The sequence below is a fragment of the Myroides odoratimimus genome (assembly GCF_004337635.1).
In the GTDB taxonomy this organism is placed as follows: domain Bacteria; phylum Bacteroidota; class Bacteroidia; order Flavobacteriales; family Flavobacteriaceae; genus Flavobacterium; species Flavobacterium odoratimimum.
Genome location: NZ_CP037427.1, coordinates 2,369,026 through 2,393,691, shown reverse-complemented (window position 1 = coordinate 2,393,691; position 24,666 = coordinate 2,369,026). Strand labels below are relative to the sequence as shown.

The following is a 24,666-nucleotide window of genomic DNA, read 5'->3' as shown; positions in this document are numbered from 1 at the left end:
TTACTCATTCCAAATGAGATTAAACCTATACATTAAGGACAACAAAAGAGATTTACTAGATTATTCTTAAGAATTACACAATATCATATATAATATATCTCTTTCATAAACATACAGTTTATCATTTCACCTTTATCAGTCAGTATTTTACTATCATTTACTCTATTATTTAGCCCTCTTAATCTTATATAAATCCAAATATACTATCTAATCAATTGACAACAAACAAGGTGTAACAAATAAAACTAAATAATAAATCTCTATTTTTTTAACAAATCATAGTCCTCCTATAACTGTTTTTTCACTATATTTAATGAACACTATTTTAGATATAAAAGTTGCGAATTATATATGACAGAGGAAGAAATTGAATTAGAAAACAAAGCAATTGCTAAAGAATACAAAGAGCTTTTAAAAATAAGTTATCAGACCTTATCTGAGGATGATAAAAAACTAATCCGTAAAGCATTTGATGTAGCGGTTGAAGCTCATAAAGACCAAAGAAGAAAATCTGGAGAAGCTTATATTTTCCACCCAATTGCTGTGGCCAAAATTGTCGCTTCAGAAATCGGTTTAGGTCCTACTTCTATTGCAGCTGCTTTAATGCATGATGTAGTAGAAGACACAGATATTACGGTAGAACAAATAGAAGAATGGTTTAATCCTAAAATTGCCAAAATTGTTGAAGGATTGACAAAGATGGCGCTGTTAGAACCAGATCCTCATATCTCAATGCAAGCGGAAAACTACCGCAAAATGCTATTGACACTAAATGATGATGTCCGTGTAATCTTAATTAAGATAGCTGACCGACTTCACAATATGCAGACTATGGAAAGCATGGTAGATTATAAACAGGCCAAAATAGCGTCTGAAACTTTATATATCTATGCCCCTTTAGCACATAGACTAGGATTATTTAACATCAAGACTAAACTAGAAGACTTAGGTCTAAAATATACAGAACCTCGCATCTATCAAGACATCGTCAATAGAATGCAAGAAAGTAAAGAGGAACAAGATCAGTACATACAGACTGTAAGTGAGATATTAAAAAAATCATTAGACGAAGAGCAAGTAGAATATTCTATGAAAGGTAGACCAAAATCTATCTACTCTATCCGTCGTAAAATGAAGGCTCAGAACGTAACCTTTGATGAGGTTTACGATAAATTTGCGTTGCGTATTATCTATAAGTCTACTCCACATGATGAGAAATTTATCGCATGGAAGATTTATTCTATTGTGACAGACCACTTCCGCCCTAGCCCAAACAGACTTAGAGATTGGATATCAGCTCCTAAATCTACTGGATATGAAGCATTACACATCACAGTGATGGGACCTAAAGGAAGGTGGATAGAGATACAGATACGAAGTGAGCGCATGGATGAGATAGCTGAGAAAGGGTATGCTGCTCACTATAAGTATAAACAAGGTATCACAGAAGAAAACAGCTTAGACAGATGGCTTAATCAACTGAAAGAAGCATTAGAAAATGCGGAAACAGATGCTGTAGATTTCGTAGAAGACTTTAAGCTAAGTTTATACGCTAAAGAGATTTACATCTTTACTCCAAAAGGAGAAATTAAATCTCTACCTAAAGGAGCTACAGCCCTTGACTTTGCTTTTGCGATACACTCAGAGGTAGGCTTGCGTACTAGAGGTACTCGTGTCAATGGCAGACTAGTACCGCTGAATCATGTACTTGCCAGTGGTGACCAAGTAGAAGTAATCACATCAGAAAACAAAAAACCTAGCGTAAGTTGGCTAGATTATGTGACTACGACTCGTGCTAAAAACAAGATTAAGAGTTCTTTAAATGAAGATACGAAGCGCATAGCTGAAGATGGTAAAGAACAACTACAGCGCAAGCTAAAACACCTAAAGGTAAATCTAGACGAAAAAACGGTCAATGAAATGGTAGCTTATTTCAAGCTAAAAACAAGTCAAGATTTATTCTATAGAATTGGAGCTGGTGTCATTGATAACGTTCAGTTAAAAGAATACGCTGCCAATAGAAACAACTCTTTATTTAGCTTCTTTAAAAAGACAATAAAAAGAGCGCCTTCTATCCCAGTTATCACAGATACAGCTGCTAATAAAACAGGTGATTTACTTGTATTCGGTAAAGACAATGAGAAGTTAGATTACAAGCTAGCTACTTGTTGTAACCCTATACCAGGTGATGATGCATTCGGATTCGTAACGATAAATGAAGGAATAAAAGTACATAAGACTGACTGTCCTAACGCGATCAGTATGCGATCTAATTATGCTTATAGAATCATCCAGGCACATTGGGTAGATTCTAAGGAAGCGATGAACTTCGAAGCGACTATCAATATTACAGGTCTTGATTCTGCTGGTCTAACTACTGAGATTACGAAGATTATCATAGAAAGTAAAGTCATCAATATTCGCAGTATCTCATTAAGTGAAAATGCTGGTATATTTAAAGGATCTATCACAGTGATCGTTCCAAACAATGATGTACTGAAAAAAATGATGGGTAATCTTAAGAAAATCGAGGGAATAGAAAAAGTAACACGTGTAAATCCATCATAAAATAATTATAATTTATTCGCATATAGACTAACCTTATTTGATTTATTATAATTCAAACGAAAATAGCTCTATATTTGCAACTAAGATATTTTTGAATATGGGAAGTGAAAAAAATCAAGAAATCGTAAAAAATGTGTTCACGAAGTTTTTAGAAGAAAGAGGACATCGTAAAACACCTGAGAGATATGCTATTCTTCAAGAAATATATGATAGCGAAGAGCACTTTGATATAGAGTCTCTTTATATCAAAATGAAGAATAAAAATTATCGTGTAAGTAGAGCTACGCTTTACAATACTATTGAAATTCTTTTAGAATGTGGGCTTGTAAGAAGACACCAATTTGGTCAAAACCAAGCACATTACGAGAAGTCATATTTCGATAAACAGCATGATCACATTATCTTAACCGATACAGGAGAAGTAATCGAGTTTTGTGATCCGCGTATACAGACTATTAAAAAGACAATTGAAGAAATCTTTAATATAGACATCCACAATCATTCTCTATACTTCTACGGAAGTAGAAAAACAGTAGAAGAGGAAGAACAAGTGGAAAACAACAACTAATTTTCAAACTTTTTAACAACACAAACAATGACAGTAGACTTACTACTAGGCTTGCAATGGGGCGATGAAGGAAAAGGTAAAATCGTAGATGTACTAACTTCTAAATATGATATCATTGCTCGTTTTCAAGGAGGACCAAACGCGGGACACACTTTAGAATTTGATGGGATTAAACATGTATTACGCACTATCCCTTCTGGAATTTTCCATAAAAATTCTATTAACATCATTGGAAATGGTGTAGTGATTGACCCAGTAGTTTTCATCAAAGAGATTGAGGGATTAGAGAAGTTCAACATCGACATTTACACAAGATTATTAATTTCTAGAAAAGCTCACTTAATCTTACCTACTCACCGCTTACTTGATGCAGCTTCTGAAGCAGCAAAAGGAAAGGCAAAAATCGGTTCTACATTAAAAGGTATTGGCCCAACTTATATGGACAAAACAGGTAGAAATGGATTAAGAGTTGGAGACATCGAACTTGTTGACTTTAAAGAGCGTTACCGCAACTTAGCAGACAAGCATGAGGCAATGATTAAGTTCCACGATGTAGAATTGCAATACAACTTGGCTGAATTAGAAGAAGAGTTCTTCGCAGCAGTAGAGCAATTAAAGAAATTAACGTTCATCGATAGTGAAAACTATATCCATACAGCTCTAAGAGAAGGTAAATCTGTCCTAGCAGAAGGTGCACAAGGATCACTGTTAGACGTTGACTTTGGAACATATCCATTCGTTACATCATCTACTACTACGGCAGCAGGTGCATGTACAGGGTTAGGAGTAGCTCCAAATAAAGTTAAAAATGTATTTGGTATTTTTAAAGCTTATACTACACGTGTTGGTAGTGGACCATTCCCTACAGAATTAGATAACGAAATCGGTGCTACTATGGCAACAGTAGGTCGTGAGTTCGGTTCTGTTACAGGACGTGCTAGACGTTGTGGATGGTTAGACCTAGTAGCTTTAAAATACGCAGTAGACGTGAATGGAGTTACAGAATTATACATGATGAAAGCTGACGTATTATCAGGTTTTGAATCATTACAAGTATGTACTAAATACTCGTATAAAGGAGAAGAGATTACTCACTTACCTTACAATATCGAGCCAGAAAACGTTGAACCAATTTATGTTGAGAAAAAAGGTTGGAAAGCTGACTTAACAGGATTGACAGAGTATGATCAATTACCAGTGGAACTAAAAGAGTATATCAAATTCATCGAAGATGAAGTAGGTGTACCTGTAAAAATAGTTTCAGTAGGTCCAGATAGAACACAGACTATCGTAAAATAAAATACTTAAAAAACACTTCTTAGGAAGTGTTTTTTTTTGCCCTTCTCCTACCCTGTTTATAAATTCTTCTTAACTAAAATCTTTGTACGCATTTTTTACTTAAATTTGAAAAAAATATAGTGACTTGAGAACAATACCGTATTATTTACTTTTTATACTATTCGCATTACTAGGTTTTAGTCAAAACAAAAAAAAAATCATCATACATCACGCAGACTACTCTGATATCAATCATGAAGTACTGCCAGATGCCGTAATCTTAACAGGAAATATCTCTGCTGAGCATGACGGTATGAATATGACATGTAATAAAGCGTACTTCTTCGAAAAAGAAAATTACCTAAAGCTTTTTGGGAATGTTCACATTGTACAAGGCGATACCTTAACGATGAATAGCCATTATGCTGAATATAATGGAATCAATGGTTTTGCTTATGCACAAGGTGATGTATTACTTACTTCTCCAGACTCTACCTTAGAGACCGATACTTTAAAGTATGATCGTTTTAAAGATCTTGTATTCTATGATAGTCATGCCACTATTCACAACAAGGGTAGCGTATTAGAAAGTGAAAAAGGACGTTACTATACTACTGAAAAGAAATTCCAATTCTTCACAGCTGTAAAAGTAACTTCAGATAAAGGAACAGTGATCAAGTCTAATCACTTAGATTTCTATGAAGTACCACAACACTCGTATGTATTTGGTCCTTCAACAATAACTAACAAAGAAGATTATATCTATACAGAAAATGGCTTTTACGATGTAAAAAACGATTTAGGTAAGATGGTAAAAAACTCTTTTATCTGGTATGATAAAAGAAAAATAGAAGGAGACTCTATCTATTACTCTAAACTAAAAGATTTTGCTTCTGCAACGAATAACGTTAGAATAACAGATACAATCAATAAAAGTAAAATAACAGGACACTACGCAGAGTTATACAAAGCTCAAGACTCAATGTTCGTTACTAAAAAAGCTTTAGTTAGTATGAAGTCACAAGAGGGAGATTCTGTATATATGCATGCTCCACGTATCTTACTAACTGGAAAAGATAAAGAGCGCGTAATACGTGCCTTTAACGATGCTCGTATACTACGTGATAGCATGAGTGGTAAAGCTGACTCTATTCACTGGAGTGAAAAAGTTGGGTTAACACAAATGATAGGTAAACCTGTTATCTGGAATGGAGATAGCCAGGTTACAGGTCGTTTTATTCACCTACTAAGTAATGCAGAGACACAGAAGATGGACTCTCTAAAAGTATTAGAAAATGCCTTCGTGATTCAAAAAGATACTATCGGAGATGGTTATAATCAATTAAAAGGTGTTAACTTATATGGTAAGTTTAAAGAGAATAAATTAGATGAGTTAGACCTGATTAAAAATGCTGAACTTATCTACTATATGTACAATGATAAGAATGAATTAGTAGGTATAGATAAAGGGATTTGCAGTCATATCAATGTTACTTTCCTAGAAGGTAAGATTAATACGGCTACGAAGTACGTAGATCCTAAAGGTGATCTCTACCCTGAAAAGCTACTACCTAAGAATGCTCGTCTATTAAGAGATTTCTTATACAGAGGGGATGAAAAAATAAATTCATTAGAAGATATATTCACTGATGAAGAAATAAATAAAGAAAAAAAGGGAGAACAAGCGAGAGAAGACATGAAAGAAGGGTTCAACAAACCAATTGATATACTCCCTGAAACTATAAAAGCTACTCCTGGTCTATCTAAAAAGCTAGAAGAGGACAGCAAAAAACAAGAGAATAAAGCGTCTAAAAAAGACAAAAAGTAAAGTAATGAAAGAAGATTTTTATAAATACCAAGCACAGACTTCACCTAATCCTCTAGCAATGGAGATTTCTCATGCTAAAGGATCTTATATATATGACAAGAATAACAAAGCGTATTTAGACTTCGTAGCAGGTGTATCTGCATGTACATTAGGACATCAACACGAAAGAGTAAATAACGCGATTAAGGATCAATTAGATAAGTATTCGCATGTAATGGTATATGGTGAATATATCCAAGACCCATCTGTAGAATTCTGTAAACTGCTAGCAGAGAATATCCCTGCTCCACTAAATAAGACCTATTTAGTAAACTCAGGTACGGAAGCTACTGAAGGTGCTTTAAAATTAGCAAAAAGAGTAACGGGAAGAAGTCAACTGATCTCTTGCTTTAACGCTTATCATGGTAATACTATGGGCTCTATGAGTGTTATGGGGTTTGAGGAAAGAAAGCGTGCTTTTAGACCATTACTTCCAGATGTAGACTTCATTCACTTTAACTGTGTAGAAGACTTACAAAAGATAACAACTAAAACAGCTGGTATCATCTTAGAGACTATACAAGGAGGTGCTGGATTTGTAGAGCCTTTTGACGGATTCTTAACTAAAGTACGTGAAAGATGTACTGAAGTAGGTGCGTTAATGATCGTAGATGAAATCCAACCAGGTTTCGGTAGAACAGGTAAACTGTTTGGGTTCCAAAACTATGATGTAGTTCCTGACGTAATCGTTATGGGAAAAGGTATGGCTAGTGGGATGCCTGTAGGTGCATTCACTGCTAGTGACGAACACATGAATCTGTTATATGACAACCCTAGATTTGGTCATATCACTACTTTTGGTGGGCACCCTGTTATCGCAGCAGCGAGTTTAGCTACTTTAAGAGAATTAGTAGAAACTGACCTTATGGCTCAGACACTAGAAAAAGAAAAGTTGTTTAGAGAGCTATTAGTTCACCCTCTTATTGAAGAAATCAGAGGTCGTGGTTTAATGATCGCTCCTATGACACCTAGTGCTGATATCACCAATAGAGTGATCATGAAGTGTCAAGACAAAGGATTAATATTATTCTGGTTACTATTTGAAGGAAAAGCGATAAGAATCACTCCTCCCCTTACAGTATCAGAAACAGAAATAAAAGAAGGATGTGCTATCATCATTGAAGCGCTAAATGAAGTACAAAAAGAATTAGGATTATAGTATCCTAAATAATCAACTTAAATACAAATATGCATTTAGATAACGAAGAAGAAGAATACAAATTATCTCTATCTCGTTTTGAGTCTATGTTAAAGACCAATAAGGTTTTGTTTTTTGATTCAGAAGAGTTTGAGAATATCATTCTACACTATCTCGATTCTGGAAAGCTAAACCTAGCGAAAAAAGCACTAAAACTGGGACTAGAACAACATCCTAACTCTATTGGGTTAAAACTGGTAGAAGTAGAATTATTAGTATTCCAAAACAAATTAGAAGCTGCTGACCGCTTATTAAACGAAATAGAGAGTATCGATCCGGAGAATGAAGAAGTTTTCATTCAACGCGCTACTGTATACTCTAAAAAAGGAAGACATGAAGAGGCTATTGTATCTCTACAAAAAGCATTGACTCTGACAGAGGATCTAGCAGATGTCTACTCTTTATTAGGAATGGAATATCTATTATTAGATAAAATAGATCAAGCAAAAGATAACTTTATCCTATGTCTAGAACATGATGAAGAGGATCAGTCTGCTTTATATAATGTTATATACTGTTTTGACTTCCTTAGTGAGAATGAGGAAGCTATATCGTACTTAACTAAATTTATTGATAAGAATCCATATAGTGAGATTGCTTGGCACCAATTAGGAAGACAATACTTCACTGTTAAGAATTATGAGAAGGCAGAGTGGGCTTTTGATTATGCTACCCTGATAGATGAAGAGTTTATCGGAGCTTATATCGAAAAGGGAAAAACGCAAGAAAAGCTAAATAAGTATAAAGAAGCTATTGAAAACTACATGACTACACTAGAATTAGACGATCCTAATTCTTATGTACTTATGCGTATAGGTAGTTGTCATGAGAGTCTTAATAACTTCCCGCAAGCTTATCAGTATTACAAAAGAGCGGTACATGAAGATCCTATGCTAGACAAAGGTTGGATAGCATTGACTGATTTATGTATCATAGAAACTAATTACGAAAAAGCATTATTCTATCTACAAAAAGCATTACAAATTGATGAATTCAATGAAAAATACTGGATAAGACATGCTATTCTAAATAAAACATTGTTTAACTTTGAAGAAGCTGAACGAGGTTATAAGGTAGCTGCAGAGCTTGGAACTGATATTGTAGAACATTGGACTGGTTGGGCAGATGTATTATATCTTCTAGGAGATTTTGACACTGCTATACAGAAGCTTTTACAAATAGCTAACTTCCATCCTAATGATGCTGAGATAGATTATAGACTAGCTGTTATACACTTTACCCTACATGATATAGATAAAGGTACAGAATGTCTAACTAATGGTCTAAACAAGAACTTTGAAAAGAGAACAATTATAGAGACATACTTCCCTAATCAATGGGAGAATCCTATAGTACAAAGTATTATCAAAAATCACAATAAACAATAAAGCTATTCTTCTGAATAGCTTTTTTTATAAGAACTCAATATGACTAAACGCTACGGATTAATAGGTAAAAACATAGATTATTCTTTCTCACGTACCTACTTTGCAGAAAAGTTTGAGAAATTAAAAGATAGAAAAAGTATCTATGTAAACTTTGATTTACAAAACATAAATGAGTTTTCTAAAATACTAGAAGACCACAAGGATATTAAAGGGTTAAATGTAACTATCCCTTATAAACAATCTATTATCCCATATCTAGACTCACTTTCTAAAAAAGCTATAGCTATAGGAGCAGTTAACACGATTCAAATTAATAAAAAAGGCCAATTAAAAGGTTATAATACGGATTGGTATGGATTTTACCATTCTCTAAAACCAATGCTTAAATTCCATCATAAGCGCGCCTTAATACTTGGTACTGGAGGAGCTAGCAAGGCAATAGAATATGCTCTTAAAAAATTAGGTATAAAATACACTTTCGTAAGCAGAACAAAAGAAGAGTATAACCTAACTTATAGCGAACTAACTGCAGAAGTAATGAATCATTATACCATTATAATCAATACAACACCTGTTGGGACTTTTCCTAATATTGATCAGATGCCTGAAGTCCCTGTACACTTGCTATCGAAGAGACATATAGTATACGATCTTATCTATAATCCTCAAGAAACGACCTTAATGAAAGAAGCAAAAGTGTATGGTGCAAAAGTAAAGAACGGCTATGAAATGCTAGTACTTCAAGCAGAAAAAGCATATAAGATTTGGAATAAGCCATTCAGTGGAGATTAATACTAAATAATTGATATAAATAGTTCTAGCAAAAGAAAAATGCGATTTATTCAATATTTTTTCCTAAATTTGAGAGAGCACGTTTATTTATTGTGCTTTACTACATATTGTTTAAATAAATACTTTTTCAAACATGTTAGAACAAAAGAATGATAACCTGCATGAGCTAGCAGATGGACAAAAACCGGAATCAAATTCAAATGCGGTTGTCCCAACTGATAAAGAAAAAGCTCTTGATTCTATTACAGCTTCAAATGCTGAAGAAGGTGAAGATTTAGCTTCTTATGAAGAAAGCAATATCCCTACTGTTAACTATGAAAAACTAGACTTAGAGAAGCTAACTAAGGAACTTCATAAGCTAATCAAGAATTACAAAGTAACAGCTATTAAAGATCACGTAGAAGACATCAAAAAAGAATTCTATACTAAGTATAATGATCTTGTGGATGAGAAGAAAGAAGCTTTCTTTGATGAGAATCCTGATGCGAATGAGTCAGATTTTCAATACATCCTTCCTATTAAAACTGATTTTGACAAATACTATGATGAGTATAGAGTAGCTAAAAATGCATACTTTAAACAACTTCAGAATAATCTTAATGTAAATCTAGAAAAACGTTTATCTATTATAGAAAAATTAAAACAATTAATAGAAAACGAGCATAACGGTGATGCATTAAAACAATTAGGAGAACTTAGAGAAGAATGGAAGACTGCGGGACCTATCCCAAAGGACAAATACAATCACGTATGGAATAACTACCACTTCCATGTAGAGAGATTCTACGATCAGTTACACCTAGATAGAGAATCAAGAGATCTTGACTTTAAATATAACTTAGAACAGAAACAAAAGCTAATCGCAAGAGCAGAAGAGCTATTAGAGAATGACGACATTATTAAGTCATTTAGAGAGTTACAGACGCTACACAGAATCTGGAAAGAAGAGATCGGTCCTGTAGATCGAGAGATAAGAGAACAAATCTGGGATCAGTTCAGCGAAATCACTAAACAACTGCACGATAAGCGAGAAATATTATTCGAACAACTGAGAAGTGTCGAAAGAGAAAATCTTGCCTTAAAAGTGGCTATAATAAGCGAAATAGACATTCTTTCTAAGCAAAAGATAACCAACCATAACCAATGGCAGAAAGAAATAGCTAAAGTAGAAGAGCTAAGACAGCGTTTCTTCTCTATAGGTAAAGTACCATTAGATAATAATGAGCAAGTTTGGGATCTATTTAAACTAGCTACAAGAAACTTTAATAGCAATAAAAATGCTTATTACAAAGAGCTTAAAAAAGAGCAACAAGACAACTATGCTAAAAAACTAGCATTGATAAAAAGAGCTCAAGAATTAAAGGACAGTGAAGATTTTGCAAAGGTTACTCCTATAATGAAAAAGATACAGGATGACTGGAAACTAATAGGCCATGTACCTCGCAAATACTCTGATCAACTATGGGCTGATTTTAAAGAAGCTTGTAACTCTTACTTTGATAGATACCATGCTATTAAAAATAAAGAATCAGCTGTAGAATTAGATGCTTATAATAGAAAGAAAGAATACTTAGATTTATTAAAAGGATTCCAACTATCTGGTGATCACAAGACAGATCTAGGAGAGATTAAGAATCATATCAATAACTGGAAATCTATTGGTGCTGTACCTGCTAATAAACGTTTTATAGAAGGTAAGTTCAACAAGATTCTAGATGTACTATTTGATAAACTAAGTTTGAGTAAAAGAGAAACTGAAGCTGTTAAATTTAATAATAGATTAGAATCTATATTAGAGACAAATGACAAGCGAAAGCTACAGAATGAAGCTCTATTTATTCAAAGAAAAATAGAAGAAATAAACTCTTCTATCATTCAATTAGAAAACAACCTAGCTTATATTCACAATGCTACTGATGACAATCCTTTTGTAAAAGAAGTTAAAAAGAGCATCGAAAAACAAAGAGATGATTTAAAAATCTGGGAAGATAAACTAACCCAAATTAGAAATATATAAGTACAAAAAAAGAGAAACTAATGTTTCTCTTTTTTTGTTTAATAGTAAACTGAAATGCTCTAAAAAACAAAAGGTGGATTTAATAAATCCACCTTTTTATATTATAATAGAATCCTATTATTATTTGTTTGTTTTAGCTTCTAATGCTTTTAATTTATCTGTCATTTCTAATGCACGATAAATATTTTTTAAAGTACTAATAGCTGCTTCATTACCAGGATTGATAGAAATAACTTTCTCTAAGTCATTCATCGCATCTTTATAAATAGCATGTTTTTCTTTTTGGTACTGCTCATATTTCTTATTATCAGCAGCAGACATACCTAAGCTATTCATTTTATTAGTCAACTCTTGGTCTGGTTGTAACTTAAGGAAAGCCATGTTTAAATAAGCATTCTCAGACTTAGGGTTGATACGGATAGCTTCTTCATAATATTTACGGGCATCTTCAAAACGTCCAGCATCAAAACTAGTAACTCCTAAGTTGTATAATAATACATCGTCATTAGGGTTTTTAGCTAAAGCTTGTTTTGCTAACTCCTCATATTTACCCATATTATTAGACTTTAAATAAAGATCCATATGAGTTAATAATAAGTTGATATCATCTGGGTTAGCTTCTCTAGCTGCTACGATAGCTTTCTCAGCCTCTTCTGTTTTACCTTCTTGGCTATAGATTAACACTAAGTTCTTAAGAATTTCTGGTCTTTTAGAATCCTCTTTTACAAACTTAGGGTCAGTATGAGTACCTTGTTTTACCATCAAGTCACGCATTTTAGAGTCTTTTCCAAAACTTTGTACTTGACCAGAAGCTTTCTCTATAGCTGTATAGTAAGACTCACTTCCATTATATCCTAGATCAACTAATTGCTTATAGTTCTCTACAGCAGTAGCATAATCTTTAGAGTTAATAGCCGTAGAAGCAGCATAGTATAAATACACTGTATCTTTAGGGCTTAACTGATAAGCTTGAGTAAAACGTCTAGTCGCTCCCTTATAATTAGCAGAACCATTATCTTCAATAGCTTGTCCTACAACTTTAGTTGCAACACTTGCTATCTCTTCATCAGCCTGTTTAACGATTTTACTTCCTTTATTTGTTTCAAACTCATTCAATTTTTTGTAAGAAGCAATAATAGCATCAACGTTATTATCTACATCTACATCTTTTTGAATTTGAGAATATGCTAATGTACCTTGTAGAGCATAATATTGTGCTTTCTCAGCGTTAGAAGCATTTCCTAATACTGCCTCAACTGCTTTTAACGCAGCAGTTGCTTCAGTTACATTTCCTTTTTTTACAGCTTTCTCAGCGTCTTTAAGCTCTTTCTTTTGAGCCATTGTCAACCCTGATAACATTAAAGCTGACAATAAGTAAACATATCTTTTATTCATAATATATTGGTATGTGTTTTATTCTAAATTATCACTCCCTTGATCATCAATATCAATGATTGTATCAACATCTCCTTCTAAGATATCTTCATCATCCTCTGCCATAACTTTACATACAGCTGCGATAGAGTCGTTTCCTTTAATATTAATTAAACGAACTCCTTGAGTTGCACGTCCCATTACGCGAAGATCAGAAACCTTCATACGAATAGTTAAACCTGATTTGTTAATAATCATTAAGTCATCTGCATCAGTAACAGAATTAATAGACACTAACAACCCTGTCTTATCAGTAATGTTCATTGTCTTAACTCCTTTACCTCCACGGTTAGTCTCACGGTATTCATCTAAAGAAGAACGCTTACCATAACCATTCTCTGATACTACAAGAATCTCACTATTTAAATCACTTACAGACACCATACCGATTACTTCATCTTTGTCATCTGCTAATGTAATACCTCTAACTCCTGAAGCAGTTCTACCCATAGGACGAGTTTTCTCTTCATCAAAACGAACTAACTTACCAGAACGAAGTGCTAATAACACCTTACTCTTACCGTCAGTTAATTTTGCTTCTAGTAATTCGTCATCCTCTTTAATCGTAATCGCATTAATACCATTTTGACGAGGTCTAGAATATTGCTCTAATGGAGTTTTCTTCACCTGACCTTGTTTTGTAGCCATGATAACGAAGTGCTCATTGATGTACTCTTCATCTTTAAGATCTTGAGTACAGATAAACGCTTTCACTTTATCATCATTCTCAATATTGATTAAGTTCTGAATAGCACGTCCTTTACTTGTCTTAGTTCCTTCTGGAATTTCATAAACTCTCATCCAGAAACACTTACCTTTTTGAGTGAAGAACAACATGTACTGGTGATTAGTAGCCACATACATATGCTCTAAGAAATCTTGGTCTCTTGTACCAGCAGACTTCTGTCCTACTCCTCCTCTATTCTGAGTTTTGTACTCAGTCAGTGGAGTACGTTTAATATATCCTGCATGAGAAATAGTAATCACCACTTGCTCATCAGCAATTAAATCAGTGATACTAACATCTCCTCCTGCATATTCTATAACAGAACGACGCTCATCACCATATTTTTCTTTTATCTCAGTTAATTCCTCTTTAATCAAGTTCATTCTTAGCTCTACGCTAGCTAATAACTCTCTTAAATGATTAATTAACTTCATGATCTCTTCATACTCAGCACGTAGTTTATCCTGCTCTAGTCCAGTTAACTGACGTAAACGCATTTCTACAATTGCACGAGCTTGAATCTCTGATAAGTTAAAGCGCTCTATTAATTTAGCTCTAGCCTCATCAGCATTACTAGAAGAACGAATAAGAGCAATTACTTCATCGATATTATCAGATGCAATAATTAATCCTTCTAAAATATGCGCTCTTTCTTCTGCTTTTCTTAACTCAAACTGAGTTCTACGAGTCACCACATCCAAACGGTGATCAACGAAATGAGAGATTAACTCTTTTAAATCTAATAATTGAGGTCTTCCGTTTACTAATGCGATATTATTCACACTAAAAGAAGACTGCAATTGAGTATATTTATAAAGTGTATTTAAAACAATATTTGGAACTGCGTCACGCTTTAATACGTATACAATACGCATTCCTTTTCTATCAGATTCATCTCGAATAGTAGCGATACCTTCGATCTTTTTCTCGTTAATAGCTTCAGCAGTTTTCTTAATCATTTCTGCTTTATTAACTTGGAAAGGAATCTCAGTCACTACGATAGACTCCCTACCATCTACTTCTTCAAAATTAGCTTTAGCACGCATTACTACACGTCCACGACCAGTTTTAAAAGCTTCACGAACTCCTTCATATCCATAGATAATACCACCAGTAGGGAAATCAGGAGCTTTAATATAATTGATTAATTCATCGATTTCAATATCGTTATTATCGATATAAGCTAATGTACCATCTATAACCTCTGATAAGTTATGAGGTGCCATATTCGTTGCCATACCTACTGCGATACCCGATGCCCCATTCACTAATAACGTAGGGATTCTAGTCGGCATTACTTTAGGTTCTTCTAAAGTATCATCGAAGTTTAATTGAAAATCTACAGTCTCTTTGTCAATATCAGCAAGAATCTCTTCAGATATCTTTTTCATTCTTGCCTCTGTGTAACGCATCGCTGCAGGACTATCTCCATCTACAGATCCAAAGTTACCTTGTCCGTCCACTAGTAGATAACGCATACTCCAATCCTGTGCCATACGTACCATAGCGTCGTACACTGAAAGATCTCCATGTGGGTGATATTTACCTAAAACCTCTCCTACAATTCTCGCAGACTTTTTATGTGCTCTATTAGACATGATGCCTAATTCATACATTCCAAATAATACTCTTCGATGAACAGGTTTTAAGCCATCTCTAACATCAGGAAGCGCTCTAGAAACAATAACTGACATCGAATAGTCGATATAAGCAGATTTCATTTGCTCTTCTATGTTAATAGGAATTAACTTTTCTCCTTCAGACATAAGTATATAAAATTAAAAATTGTCAAATTATTAAACGCGCTAATATACAGTTTTTATAGGTTTTCTCCACGTTTTTATACAAGTATTTCATTTGATTATCTAACAAATTGATTTTTTCTAAAAAAAACACATTCTTCCTTTTTTATTAAAGTTTTTTTTTGTCAATTAGCTATTGTCAGCTTTATATTATAGGTACACTTTTTGTATCTTTAAAGATTAAAATGAATATTCACCTAATTTGAATTGAAAAATGGATGATAATTTCTCACAAGAAGTAAAAGATGTGATTTCATATAGCAAAGACGAAGCTATTAGGCTTAGTCATGACTCTATCGGTACTGAACATCTATTACTAGGACTATTAAAAGTGGAACAAGGTGAAGCGTCTAATATTTTAAATAACCTGGACATAGATGTTGATTTTCTACGTCACAAAATAGAAACATTAAACCCTGCTTCTCATAATAAAGAACTGCTGAGTAACAAACTACAATTGCACCTCACAAAACAGGCTGAGCGCGCATTAAGACTTACATACTTAGAAGTAAAACTATTCAAAAGTACAGAGATAAACACTGTTCACTTGTTGCTTTGTATTCTAAAAAATAGCGATGATCCTACTACACAAATCTTAAATAAGATGAAGGTGGATTATGAAGCTGTGAAACAAGCGTATTTAAATACTAGTGAGGCTCAAAAAGACTCTTCTGATGATTTATTCGAAAGTCCAAAAGCACAAACTTTTGACGATGCAAGCCAAGATGACAGTAAAAGTACTGACAGTAATGACAATGTTACAGCTAAAACATCTAAGAGAAGTAAAACTCCAGTATTAGATAATTTTGGTAGAGATTTAACCGAAATGGCTGAGAATGGCAAGCTAGATCCTGTAGTTGGGCGTGAAAAAGAAATAGAACGCGTATCTCAAATTCTAAGTAGACGCAAGAAGAACAACCCTCTACTAATCGGTGAACCTGGTGTAGGTAAATCTGCTATAGCGGAAGGATTAGCTCTGCGCATTGTTCAGAAAAAAGTATCTCGTATCTTATATAACAAGAGAGTCGTAACTCTTGACTTAGCTAGTCTTGTAGCGGGTACTAAATACAGAGGACAGTTTGAAGAGAGAATGAAGGCTGTAATGAATGAACTAGAGAAGAATGATGATATTATCTTATTTATTGATGAGATACATACTATCGTAGGAGCTGGTGGAGCTACGGGTTCACTAGACGCATCTAATATGTTCAAACCTGCATTAGCTCGAGGTGAAATCCAATGTATCGGTGCTACAACATTAGATGAGTTTAGACAGCATATCGAGAAAGATGGAGCTTTAGAACGTCGTTTCCAAAAAGTAATCGTAGAACCTACTACTGTAGACGAAACAATTACGATCTTAAACAATATTAAAGACAAGTACGAAAGCCACCATAATGTTACTTATACTGATGAAGCTATCGAAGCATGTGTTAAGCTAACGAACAGATATATGAGTGATCGTTTCTTACCAGACAAAGCTATCGATGCTATGGATGAAGTAGGTTCTCGTGTTCATATCACTAATATCAATGTACCAGATAATATCCTTGAACTAGAACAAAAACTAGAACATACTAAGGAGCAAAAGAATGAAATGGTACAAAAACAGAAGTATGAAGAGGCTGCTCGTTTAAGAGATGATGAAAAACAACTAGAAAAAGACTTAGCTGTAGCTCAAGAAAACTGGGAACAAGAAGTAAAAGAAAACAGAATAGTGGTTACTGAAGAGAATGTTGCTGACGTTGTTTCAATGATGACAGGCATTCCTGTAAATAGAATTGCAGAAAAAGAAATCACTAAACTTGCTAATCTTCCTCAGTTAATCAAAGGTAAGGTTATTGGTCAAGACGAAGCCGTTAGTAAAATAGCGAAAGCAATCCAAAGAAATAGAGCTGGATTAAAAGACCCTAATAGACCTATTGGTTCCTTTATTTTCTTAGGACAGACAGGAGTTGGTAAGACACAATTAGCTAAAGTAATCGCTAAAGAAATGTTTGACTCTGAAGATGCTCTTATCCGTATCGACATGAGTGAATACATGGAGAAGTTCGCTATCTCTAGATTAGTAGGAGCGCCTCCAGGATATGTTGGTTATGAAGAAGGTGGTCAGTTAACAGAGAAAATCAGAAGAAAACCTTATAGCGTGATTCTTTTTGATGAAATCGAAAAAGCACATCCAGATGTATTTAATATGCTTCTACAAGTACTTGACGATGGACATCTAACAGATAGTTTAGGACGAAAAGTTGATTTTAGAAACACGATTATCATCATGACTTCTAATATCGGAGCACGTCAGTTAAAAGATTTTGGACAAGGAGTAGGTTTTGGCACCACTGCTAGACAGGAACAAACGGATCAACATTCTAAATCTGTGATAGAAAATGCGCTGAAAAAAGCCTTTGCACCTGAGTTTTTAAATAGAATAGATGATATCATTGTATTTAACGCTTTAGAAAGAAATCATATAGACTTAATCATAGACATAGAGCTTCAGAAATTGTTTAGAAGAATTACTGACCTTGGTTATGAATTAACATTAAGTCCAGACGCAAAAGACTTTATTGCCGAAAAAGGTTTTGATAAACAATATGGAGCAAGACCTCTTAAAAGAGCGATTCAGAAGTATATCGAAGATCCTCTAGCAGAGGAGATTGTAAATTCAAAAATAACGTTAGGTGACAGTATCGAGATGAAACTTAACGAAGCTAAAGATGCATTAGAAATAGCAATTATAGCAAAATAATAAACATTCTTCTCTCAAGAAGAAGTCAATAAAAAGAGGATATCCTTAAAGGATATTCTCTTTTTTTATTCCCTTACTTCGCCTATTTCCCTTCCCTTCTAGACTCTACTTTTCTTTATTTTGTTCTAAGTTGCTTTAGGGTTTCTAGGAGTATTCTAGGACATTCCTTCGACAAAACCCGCTTTTTGCCTAGTAAACCCCAAGGATACCCCTAGCAAACCTCAAGAAAGTGCAAGCTAAGCCCTTATATTTTATCTTCTTAAATCCAAGCTATTACACTGCATCATACCTACTCTTTTACCTTTTGATTGGATTATTTTCTTCCACTCTTAGCACCTTACTGCTCTAACTACGATCCATATTTTATTATAAAACATAAACAATCAAACACTTAACAAGTTTATTTATCACGTATTCTCTCTAAAGTGGCATCAATATGTTGTAAAATCATTAAATTTTACTTTTTTTTCTATCTCGTGTAAAAGCATTATCTTTAATACACTACATTCGCATTAGATTATTATTAATATATGTTAGACAAAGTTATTGTTGGTAGTGAAGAATGGTGTTCTTTTTCTACTTTAAATATCCCTGCTATTAAAGCGCGTGTTGACTCGGGTGCTAAGACATCTGCGTTACATGCTATAAACATTGTTCCTTTTGAAAAAGAGGGAGAAAAGTGGGTCAAATTTGATGTCAATCCTCTGCAAAACAATGGAAAAACTGTTATCCACTGTGAATCTAAGGTAATAGATAAAAGAATCGTGAAGAGCTCTAGTGGCTCTAGAGAATCTAGATACGTAATCCAAACAGAAATATCCATTGCGGATACAAACTGGGTGATAGAACTGACTTTGACTAATAGAGATTCTATGGGATATAGAATGCTACTAGGAAGAGAGGCTATGGGAGGACGTGTGTTAGTAGATCCTGAAAAACACTTCTTACTAGGTCAACCAACAACAGAAAAACTAGAAGAATACTATACTAAACCAAAAATAGAGAAGAAAGGTCTGCGTATAGGATTATTAGCTAGTAACCCAGAACTATACAGCAATAAAAGAATTATAGAAGCAGGAGAATTAAGAGGTCACGAAATGCACTTCTTAAATCTGAAATACTGTTATATGAAACTAGATGCTAACCAACCAGAGATACACTATCGAGGTGGGCGAGTTCTAAATGATTTTGACGCAGTGATACCTCGTATACGACCAAGTATGACCTATTATGGATGTGCGTTAACTAGACATTTCGAATCTCTTAAAGTATATAGTTTAAATAGTGCTGCAGCGATAGCACAATCAAGAGACAAACTGTTTTCTCTTCAGTTATTATTAAATAACGGTGTAGACATTCCTACTACTGGTTTTGCTAACTCGCCTTTAGACACTAATGATTTAATAAAGATGGTGGGAGGAAGTCCTCTTATTGTCAAATTATTAGAAGGAACACAAGGTAAAGGTGTAGTACTAGCAGAAACGAAAAAAGCAGCAGAAAGTGTGATCAATGCATTCAAAAGTCTTAATGCAAACATCTTAGTTCAAGAGTTTATTAAAGAGGCGAATGGTAAGGATATACGTTGCTTCGTGGTAGACGGAAAAGTTGTAGCAGCTATACAACGCGAAGCCCTACCTGGTGAGTTTAGAGCTAATATTCACTTAGGTGGTACAGCATCTGTAATCAAAGTAACACCAGAAGAGAAGAAGATAGCAATCAAAGCTGCTAAAGCTATGAACCTAAAAGTAGCTGGAGTAGATATTATTCGCTCTGCTAAAGGCCCTCTTCTACTAGAAGTAAACTCTTCTCCTGGATTAGAAGGAATAGAAGGTGCTACAAATAAAGATATTGCTTCAGAGATGATTAAAGCGATAGAAAAACAAGTAAAATGGTAATATTATAAAAAAGTGGTGATCTAACCATCACCACTTTTATTCTTTTTAAATCAATACAAGCTATGAACCCATCTACTAGCGGCTGGATCAAAAAGTACTTTACAGAGCACCTAGACTATCAAATCTTCTCTACTCAGAGCTGTCATGAGATTTCAACACAGATTAGAAGAATAGGATTCAGTTATGGAATAATTGATATTGATGAATTACCAAGTATTTATAAAAACTTTAAATACACACAAGAAGAACTTTCTAAGATCTGCTACTTACAGCTTTTAGAAAAGATTTATTATATATATAACAATGGGGATAATCAACAGAGTTTCATCGATAAGCTCATAGAGTTTTACGAAGTATTCATTCCTCATAAGAGCAATATATTCTCTTCATTCTTTGAAGAAAAAAACCCTTATAACAAACTAGAAAATATCTTTTCTATCAGATGTAAAGAACATTTCTTTTCTCAATCAAAAAACAATGATTTTGTACTAAATATGATTCTATTATTCATTGATATACTAGCATTCGAGGCTTATATCAATGAAAAAACAGATCCGACAATCTTTATACAACACACGGTAGAACAATTAAAAGAAATAACATTATCTGTTAAAAGAAATAAAGAGGAGTTAAGCAAAAAAGACCTACAACTAATAGACTTTTTAGACAAAACTAATAACAGCGCAGCTATTGATTCTATAAAACCGAATACTCCTATCAGTAGCTTCGAGGCAAACTTTATGATAGACTACATCGTATGTAACTCATGGAAAAACGATGTACAAGAAATTATACTACCTAACTTCGAGGAAGAGCCATTCTTGTCTATTCCTTATTCACAGACGATGATAGAAGAGAGTATATTTTACTTTTCGATAGTATTGGTTAAAAATAAATATGATTACCATTATTACAAATCAAGCAACTTATTTGATAATGTAATCAAAAACTCTACAAGCTATATCGAGCTATTACTAACGCGAAACAAAACTAGGCTAGTAAATGAATTACAGAAGAACACCCAACTAATGAAGTTATTAGTGGATTCTACACATAGAGATTTAAATAAAGAAGAAAAAAAGATGGTCAAAAAACAAACTATAGAAGTTATTAAAACCATCCCTTCTCTTGCTATCTTTATTTTACCTGGAGGAGGTATATTATTACCTATTTTATTAAAGTTTATCCCATCATTACTTCCCTCTTCATTTAATGAAAATACAGAGCAGTAACGAACATAAACTATATCTTTCTAAATCGAAGTTGGTATACTTCGTCTAGATCTTGATTACTCATCAAGTTTACATTTAAATCTGTTACATAACCAGAGTTAAGACCGTATACCCATCCGTGTATTCCAAGTTCTTGATTGCGAGACCAAGCTTCTTGTACGATTGATGTTTTTGCTAAATCATACACTTGCTCTTGTACATTTAGCTCTACAAAACGATTAAATCGTTTTACTTCATCATCTATCTGATCTAACTCTACATTGTGTAATCTATAGACAGTCTTGATATGTCTAATCCAGTTATCGATCAGACCATAAGACTCATTCTTCATTGCAGCTAGTACCCCACCACATCCATAGTGACCACAAACAATGATATCTTTAATCTTCAGAATATTAACAGCGTAATCTAGAACACTCAACATATTCATGTCAGAGTGTATTACCATATTCGCAATATTACGATGTACAAAAACATCACCTGGTTCTGCTCCTATAATTTCGTTAGCTGGTACTCTACTATCAGAACACCCTATCCATAATACAGGAGGTGTTTGTTTTTCGCTAAGTCTTTTGAAGTAATTAGGATTTACAGTTAGTCTCTCCTCTACCCATTGCTTATTGCGTTCTAGAATTTTCTTATAAAAATCACTATGTGCCATAGTCTTATTTTTTCTCTACAAACATTTCTTTTACAATGTTCACTTCACCTGTTTCTACTTTATAAAAAGCCCCTACGATTCCTATCTCACCTGCTTGATACATTTCACTCAGAACAGTACTTTTACTTAAGATATGGTCAATAGTATGATCTACGTTGTGATAAGCAACTAAATCAACTGCTTCTTTCGATTCTATATCAAGGTTTTTATTATTCTCTTTTACATACTCTATTGAAGGTTCTACTTTAGCTAATAAATTAGTTAAATGCCCTAATTTTGCACCTTTACAAGCTCCAGTAATAGCTCCACAATGTGAATGTCCTAAAACCATGATAAGTTTACTACCTGCTAATTTACATGCAAATTCCATAGAACCAATAATATCTTCATTCAATACATTACCAGCAATACGAGCACTAAAGATATCACCTAATCCTTGGTCAAAGATTAACTCAGCAGATGTACGGCTGTCAATACAACTCAATATAATAGCGAATGGAAACTGTCCTTCTTTAGTAGAGTTTACTTGTTCTAACAGATTACTATGTGCTTTTAAGTTTTCTACAAAACGCTTATTTCCTTCCACTAAGAAATCTAAAGCTAATTTTGGTGTAACTAATTTTTGGTCTTCTATGTTGTGTAGTCTCATTCGATTGTTGTTTATTTAAGTTGTAAACTGATAGCAAAAATACAAAACAATCAATAAAATATAATGTATTATTATTTTTTGAAGTAATTTTTATTAATACTATAATTCATAAACAATAATTAACAATTAATATCTTAACCTTTATCTTACTCTTCAATGTAAAAGAGTTAAAAAGAGATGAACCATACAGAGATATAAAATTAGTAGGTCTTCAAATCAGTTCTTATCGATAAGCATTTAAATTTCATCTATTTACAAACACCATCAATCGTTAACATAAATATAAATTACAAAAATATTTGTTTGATTACCAAAATAGTTAATACATTTGCATCATAAATAACAGGAGGAAAAATTTGTACTGATTGCAACCTCGGTAAAAAATGCTAAAGCAGAAATTGATACTTCCCCTTTAGCCATTTCCTCTATTTTTAAAATCTTAAAAAATAATTATTATGGCTTATTACTTTACATCTGAATCAGTTAGTGAAGGACATCCAGATAAAATTGCTGATCAAATCTCTGATGCTTTAATCGATAACTTTTTAGCGTTCGATCAAGATTCTAAAGTGGCTTGTGAAACTTTAGTAACAACAGGACAAGTAGTTTTAGCTGGTGAAGTTAAATCTAAAACATACTTAGACGTACAACAAATCGCGAGAGAAGTAATCAAACGTATTGGTTACACTAAGAGTGAATATATGTTTGACGCTAACTCATGTGGTATCTTATCTGCTATCCATGAACAGTCTGCTGACATCAACCAAGGAGTAGACAGAAAGAGTCCAGAAGAACAAGGAGCTGGTGACCAAGGGATGATGTTTGGTTATGCAACTAAAGAGACTGAAGACTATATGCCTCTAGCATTAGACCTTTCTCATAAATTGTTACAAGAATTAGCAGCTATCCGTAGAGAAAATACGGAAGTTACTTATTTAAGACCAGATGCGAAAAGTCAAATTACATTAGAATATGATGATAACAATACTCCTATCAGAATTGTTACTATCGTACTTTCTACTCAACATGATGATTTCGTTCAACCAACGGATAACTCTGCTCAAGCTAAAGAAGTTGCTGAGAAAGCAATGCAAGCACGAATAGAGAAAGACATCAAAGAGATCTTAATTACTCGTCTTTTAAATAAATATCCTCAATACAAATATTTATTTGAGAATAATGAAGAAATAGAGTACTTAATCAATCCAACAGGTGTATTCGTTATTGGAGGTCCTCATGGAGATACAGGATTGACAGGTCGTAAGATTATCGTAGATACTTATGGTGGTAAAGGTGCTCACGGTGGAGGTGCTTTCTCTGGTAAAGACCCTAGTAAAGTAGACCGTAGTGCAGCTTACGCAACTAGACATATCGCTAAGAACCTAGTGGCGGCAGGTGTTGCTGATGAAGTATTAGTTCAAGTTTCTTATGCTATTGGAGTTGCTAAACCAACAGGTTTATACATCAATACTTACGGAACAAGCAATGTTAATCTAACTGATGGTGAAATCGCTAAAAAAGTTAGTGAGTTATTTGACCTAAGACCATACTTCATTGAAACTAGTCTTAAACTAAGAAACCCTATCTATAGCGAGACTGCTGCTTATGGACATATGGGACGCAAACCTCAAGTAGTAAAAAAAGTATTCACTAGACCTGGTGGAGAAACTAAAGAAGTAGAAGTAGAATTATTCACTTGGGAAAAATTAGACAGAGTAGAAGATATCAAAGCTAAATTTAGCTTGTAATATTCTTATCCAATTCATATAAAGAGACTGCTGTTAGTAGTCTCTTTTTTTTTATATTTTCCTATAAGAAGAATCCTCTCTTATACACATTAC

The 24,666-nt window shown here is 33.7% G+C and carries 16 protein-coding genes; 12 read left to right on the top strand and 4 right to left on the bottom strand.

Features of this window, described 5'->3' with window-relative positions:
• The first annotated feature begins 351 nt into the window (after positions 1-351).
• From E0Z07_RS10825 to E0Z07_RS10790, 8 genes are all read left to right on the top strand, one after another.
• Positions 352-2,568 carry a RelA/SpoT family protein gene (locus E0Z07_RS10825; protein WP_006264999.1) on the top strand — a complete coding sequence of 739 codons (2,217 nt, stop codon included), beginning with the start codon at positions 352-354 and terminating at the stop codon, positions 2,566-2,568.
• 97 nt (positions 2,569-2,665) lie between these two features.
• On the top strand, positions 2,666-3,136 hold the full coding sequence (locus tag E0Z07_RS10820) for a Fur family transcriptional regulator (protein ID WP_006264998.1): 471 nt from the start codon (positions 2,666-2,668) through the stop codon (positions 3,134-3,136).
• Between the two features lie 27 nt (positions 3,137-3,163).
• The gene (locus E0Z07_RS10815; RefSeq protein WP_016649661.1) at positions 3,164-4,435 is read left to right on the top strand and encodes an adenylosuccinate synthase; all 1,272 of its coding nucleotides are present in this window, start codon (positions 3,164-3,166) and stop codon (positions 4,433-4,435) included.
• 124 nt (positions 4,436-4,559) lie between these two features.
• A complete protein-coding gene (locus E0Z07_RS10810; RefSeq protein WP_006259443.1) occupies positions 4,560-6,242 on the top strand; it encodes an OstA-like protein in 1,683 nt (560 codons plus the stop codon).
• Between the two features lie 4 nt (positions 6,243-6,246).
• Positions 6,247-7,440, top strand: a complete 1,194-nt coding sequence (locus tag E0Z07_RS10805) for an aspartate aminotransferase family protein (RefSeq protein WP_006259444.1) — start codon at positions 6,247-6,249, stop codon at positions 7,438-7,440.
• A 29-nt stretch (positions 7,441-7,469) separates the two neighbouring features.
• Complete coding sequence (locus E0Z07_RS10800; protein ID WP_006259445.1) at positions 7,470-8,867, top strand: tetratricopeptide repeat protein; 1,398 nt, start codon at positions 7,470-7,472, stop codon at positions 8,865-8,867.
• Positions 8,868-8,906: 39 nt separating this feature from the next.
• Complete coding sequence (locus E0Z07_RS10795; protein WP_006263174.1) at positions 8,907-9,659, top strand: shikimate dehydrogenase family protein; 753 nt, start codon at positions 8,907-8,909, stop codon at positions 9,657-9,659.
• 133 nt (positions 9,660-9,792) lie between these two features.
• Positions 9,793-11,676 carry a DUF349 domain-containing protein gene (locus tag E0Z07_RS10790; RefSeq protein WP_006263173.1) on the top strand — a complete coding sequence of 628 codons (1,884 nt, stop codon included), beginning with the start codon at positions 9,793-9,795 and terminating at the stop codon, positions 11,674-11,676.
• A 120-nt stretch (positions 11,677-11,796) separates the two neighbouring features.
• On the opposite strand, the gene E0Z07_RS10785 is transcribed toward E0Z07_RS10790, so the two are convergent.
• Complete coding sequence (locus E0Z07_RS10785) at positions 11,797-13,071, bottom strand: tetratricopeptide repeat protein (RefSeq protein ID WP_006259448.1); 1,275 nt, start codon at positions 13,069-13,071, stop codon at positions 11,797-11,799.
• Positions 13,072-13,089: 18 nt separating this feature from the next.
• Positions 13,090-15,603: a DNA gyrase subunit A gene (gene gyrA, locus E0Z07_RS10780; RefSeq protein ID WP_131540731.1), complete on the bottom strand. Its 2,514-nt coding sequence runs from the start codon at positions 15,601-15,603 to the stop codon at positions 13,090-13,092.
• A gap of 250 nt (positions 15,604-15,853) precedes the next feature.
• Here gyrA and E0Z07_RS10775 point away from each other — a divergent pair, with 250 nt between their 5' ends.
• The 3 genes from E0Z07_RS10775 to E0Z07_RS10765 all read left to right on the top strand — a co-directional run bounded on the left by E0Z07_RS10775 (position 15,854) and on the right by E0Z07_RS10765 (position 21,515).
• Positions 15,854-18,388 carry an ATP-dependent Clp protease ATP-binding subunit gene (locus E0Z07_RS10775; RefSeq protein WP_006260846.1) on the top strand — a complete coding sequence of 845 codons (2,535 nt, stop codon included), beginning with the start codon at positions 15,854-15,856 and terminating at the stop codon, positions 18,386-18,388.
• 530 nt (positions 18,389-18,918) lie between these two features.
• Complete coding sequence (gene rimK, locus E0Z07_RS10770) at positions 18,919-20,283, top strand: 30S ribosomal protein S6--L-glutamate ligase (protein ID WP_039329094.1); 1,365 nt, start codon at positions 18,919-18,921, stop codon at positions 20,281-20,283.
• Positions 20,284-20,345: 62 nt separating this feature from the next.
• Positions 20,346-21,515, top strand: coding sequence for an LETM1-related biofilm-associated protein (locus E0Z07_RS10765; RefSeq protein WP_039329093.1), 1,170 nt, complete (start codon positions 20,346-20,348; stop codon positions 21,513-21,515).
• A gap of 10 nt (positions 21,516-21,525) precedes the next feature.
• Here E0Z07_RS10765 and E0Z07_RS10760 read toward each other — a convergent pair whose 3' ends face one another.
• Both E0Z07_RS10760 and E0Z07_RS10755 read right to left on the bottom strand, forming a co-directional pair.
• Entirely contained in the window at positions 21,526-22,176 is a 651-nt protein-coding gene (locus tag E0Z07_RS10760; protein WP_006259453.1) for a carbonic anhydrase, read from the bottom strand.
• Between the two features lie 4 nt (positions 22,177-22,180).
• Positions 22,181-22,825, bottom strand: a complete 645-nt coding sequence (locus E0Z07_RS10755) for a carbonic anhydrase family protein (RefSeq protein ID WP_006259454.1) — start codon at positions 22,823-22,825, stop codon at positions 22,181-22,183.
• Between the two features lie 455 nt (positions 22,826-23,280).
• On the opposite strand from E0Z07_RS10755, the gene metK reads away from it, so the two are divergent.
• On the top strand, positions 23,281-24,573 hold the full coding sequence (gene metK, locus E0Z07_RS10750) for a methionine adenosyltransferase (RefSeq protein WP_039329089.1): 1,293 nt from the start codon (positions 23,281-23,283) through the stop codon (positions 24,571-24,573).
• Positions 24,574-24,666 lie beyond the last annotated feature (93 nt).

Bases quoted from the DNA above. Each gene is read 5' to 3' on its own strand.
- E0Z07_RS10765 (WP_039329093.1), top strand. From the start codon at position 20,346: ATGAACCCATCTACTAGCGGCTGGATCAAAAAGTACTTTACAGAGCAC.
- E0Z07_RS10820 (WP_006264998.1), top strand. From the start codon at position 2,666: ATGGGAAGTGAAAAAAATCAAGAAATCGTAAAAAATGTGTTCACGAAG.
- E0Z07_RS10760 (WP_006259453.1), bottom strand. From the start codon at position 22,176: ATGGCACATAGTGATTTTTATAAGAAAATTCTAGAACGCAATAAGCAA.
- E0Z07_RS10775 (WP_006260846.1), top strand. From the start codon at position 15,854: ATGGATGATAATTTCTCACAAGAAGTAAAAGATGTGATTTCATATAGC.
- E0Z07_RS10755 (WP_006259454.1), bottom strand. From the start codon at position 22,825: ATGAGACTACACAACATAGAAGACCAAAAATTAGTTACACCAAAATTA.
- E0Z07_RS10790 (WP_006263173.1), top strand. From the start codon at position 9,793: ATGTTAGAACAAAAGAATGATAACCTGCATGAGCTAGCAGATGGACAA.
- rimK (WP_039329094.1), top strand. From the start codon at position 18,919: ATGTTAGACAAAGTTATTGTTGGTAGTGAAGAATGGTGTTCTTTTTCT.
- E0Z07_RS10785 (WP_006259448.1), bottom strand. From the start codon at position 13,071: ATGAATAAAAGATATGTTTACTTATTGTCAGCTTTAATGTTATCAGGG.
- E0Z07_RS10795 (WP_006263174.1), top strand. From the start codon at position 8,907: ATGACTAAACGCTACGGATTAATAGGTAAAAACATAGATTATTCTTTC.
- E0Z07_RS10825 (WP_006264999.1), top strand. From the start codon at position 352: ATGACAGAGGAAGAAATTGAATTAGAAAACAAAGCAATTGCTAAAGAA.
- E0Z07_RS10815 (WP_016649661.1), top strand. From the start codon at position 3,164: ATGACAGTAGACTTACTACTAGGCTTGCAATGGGGCGATGAAGGAAAA.
- E0Z07_RS10805 (WP_006259444.1), top strand. From the start codon at position 6,247: ATGAAAGAAGATTTTTATAAATACCAAGCACAGACTTCACCTAATCCT.
- gyrA (WP_131540731.1), bottom strand. From the start codon at position 15,603: ATGTCTGAAGGAGAAAAGTTAATTCCTATTAACATAGAAGAGCAAATG.
- E0Z07_RS10800 (WP_006259445.1), top strand. From the start codon at position 7,470: ATGCATTTAGATAACGAAGAAGAAGAATACAAATTATCTCTATCTCGT.
- metK (WP_039329089.1), top strand. From the start codon at position 23,281: ATGGCTTATTACTTTACATCTGAATCAGTTAGTGAAGGACATCCAGAT.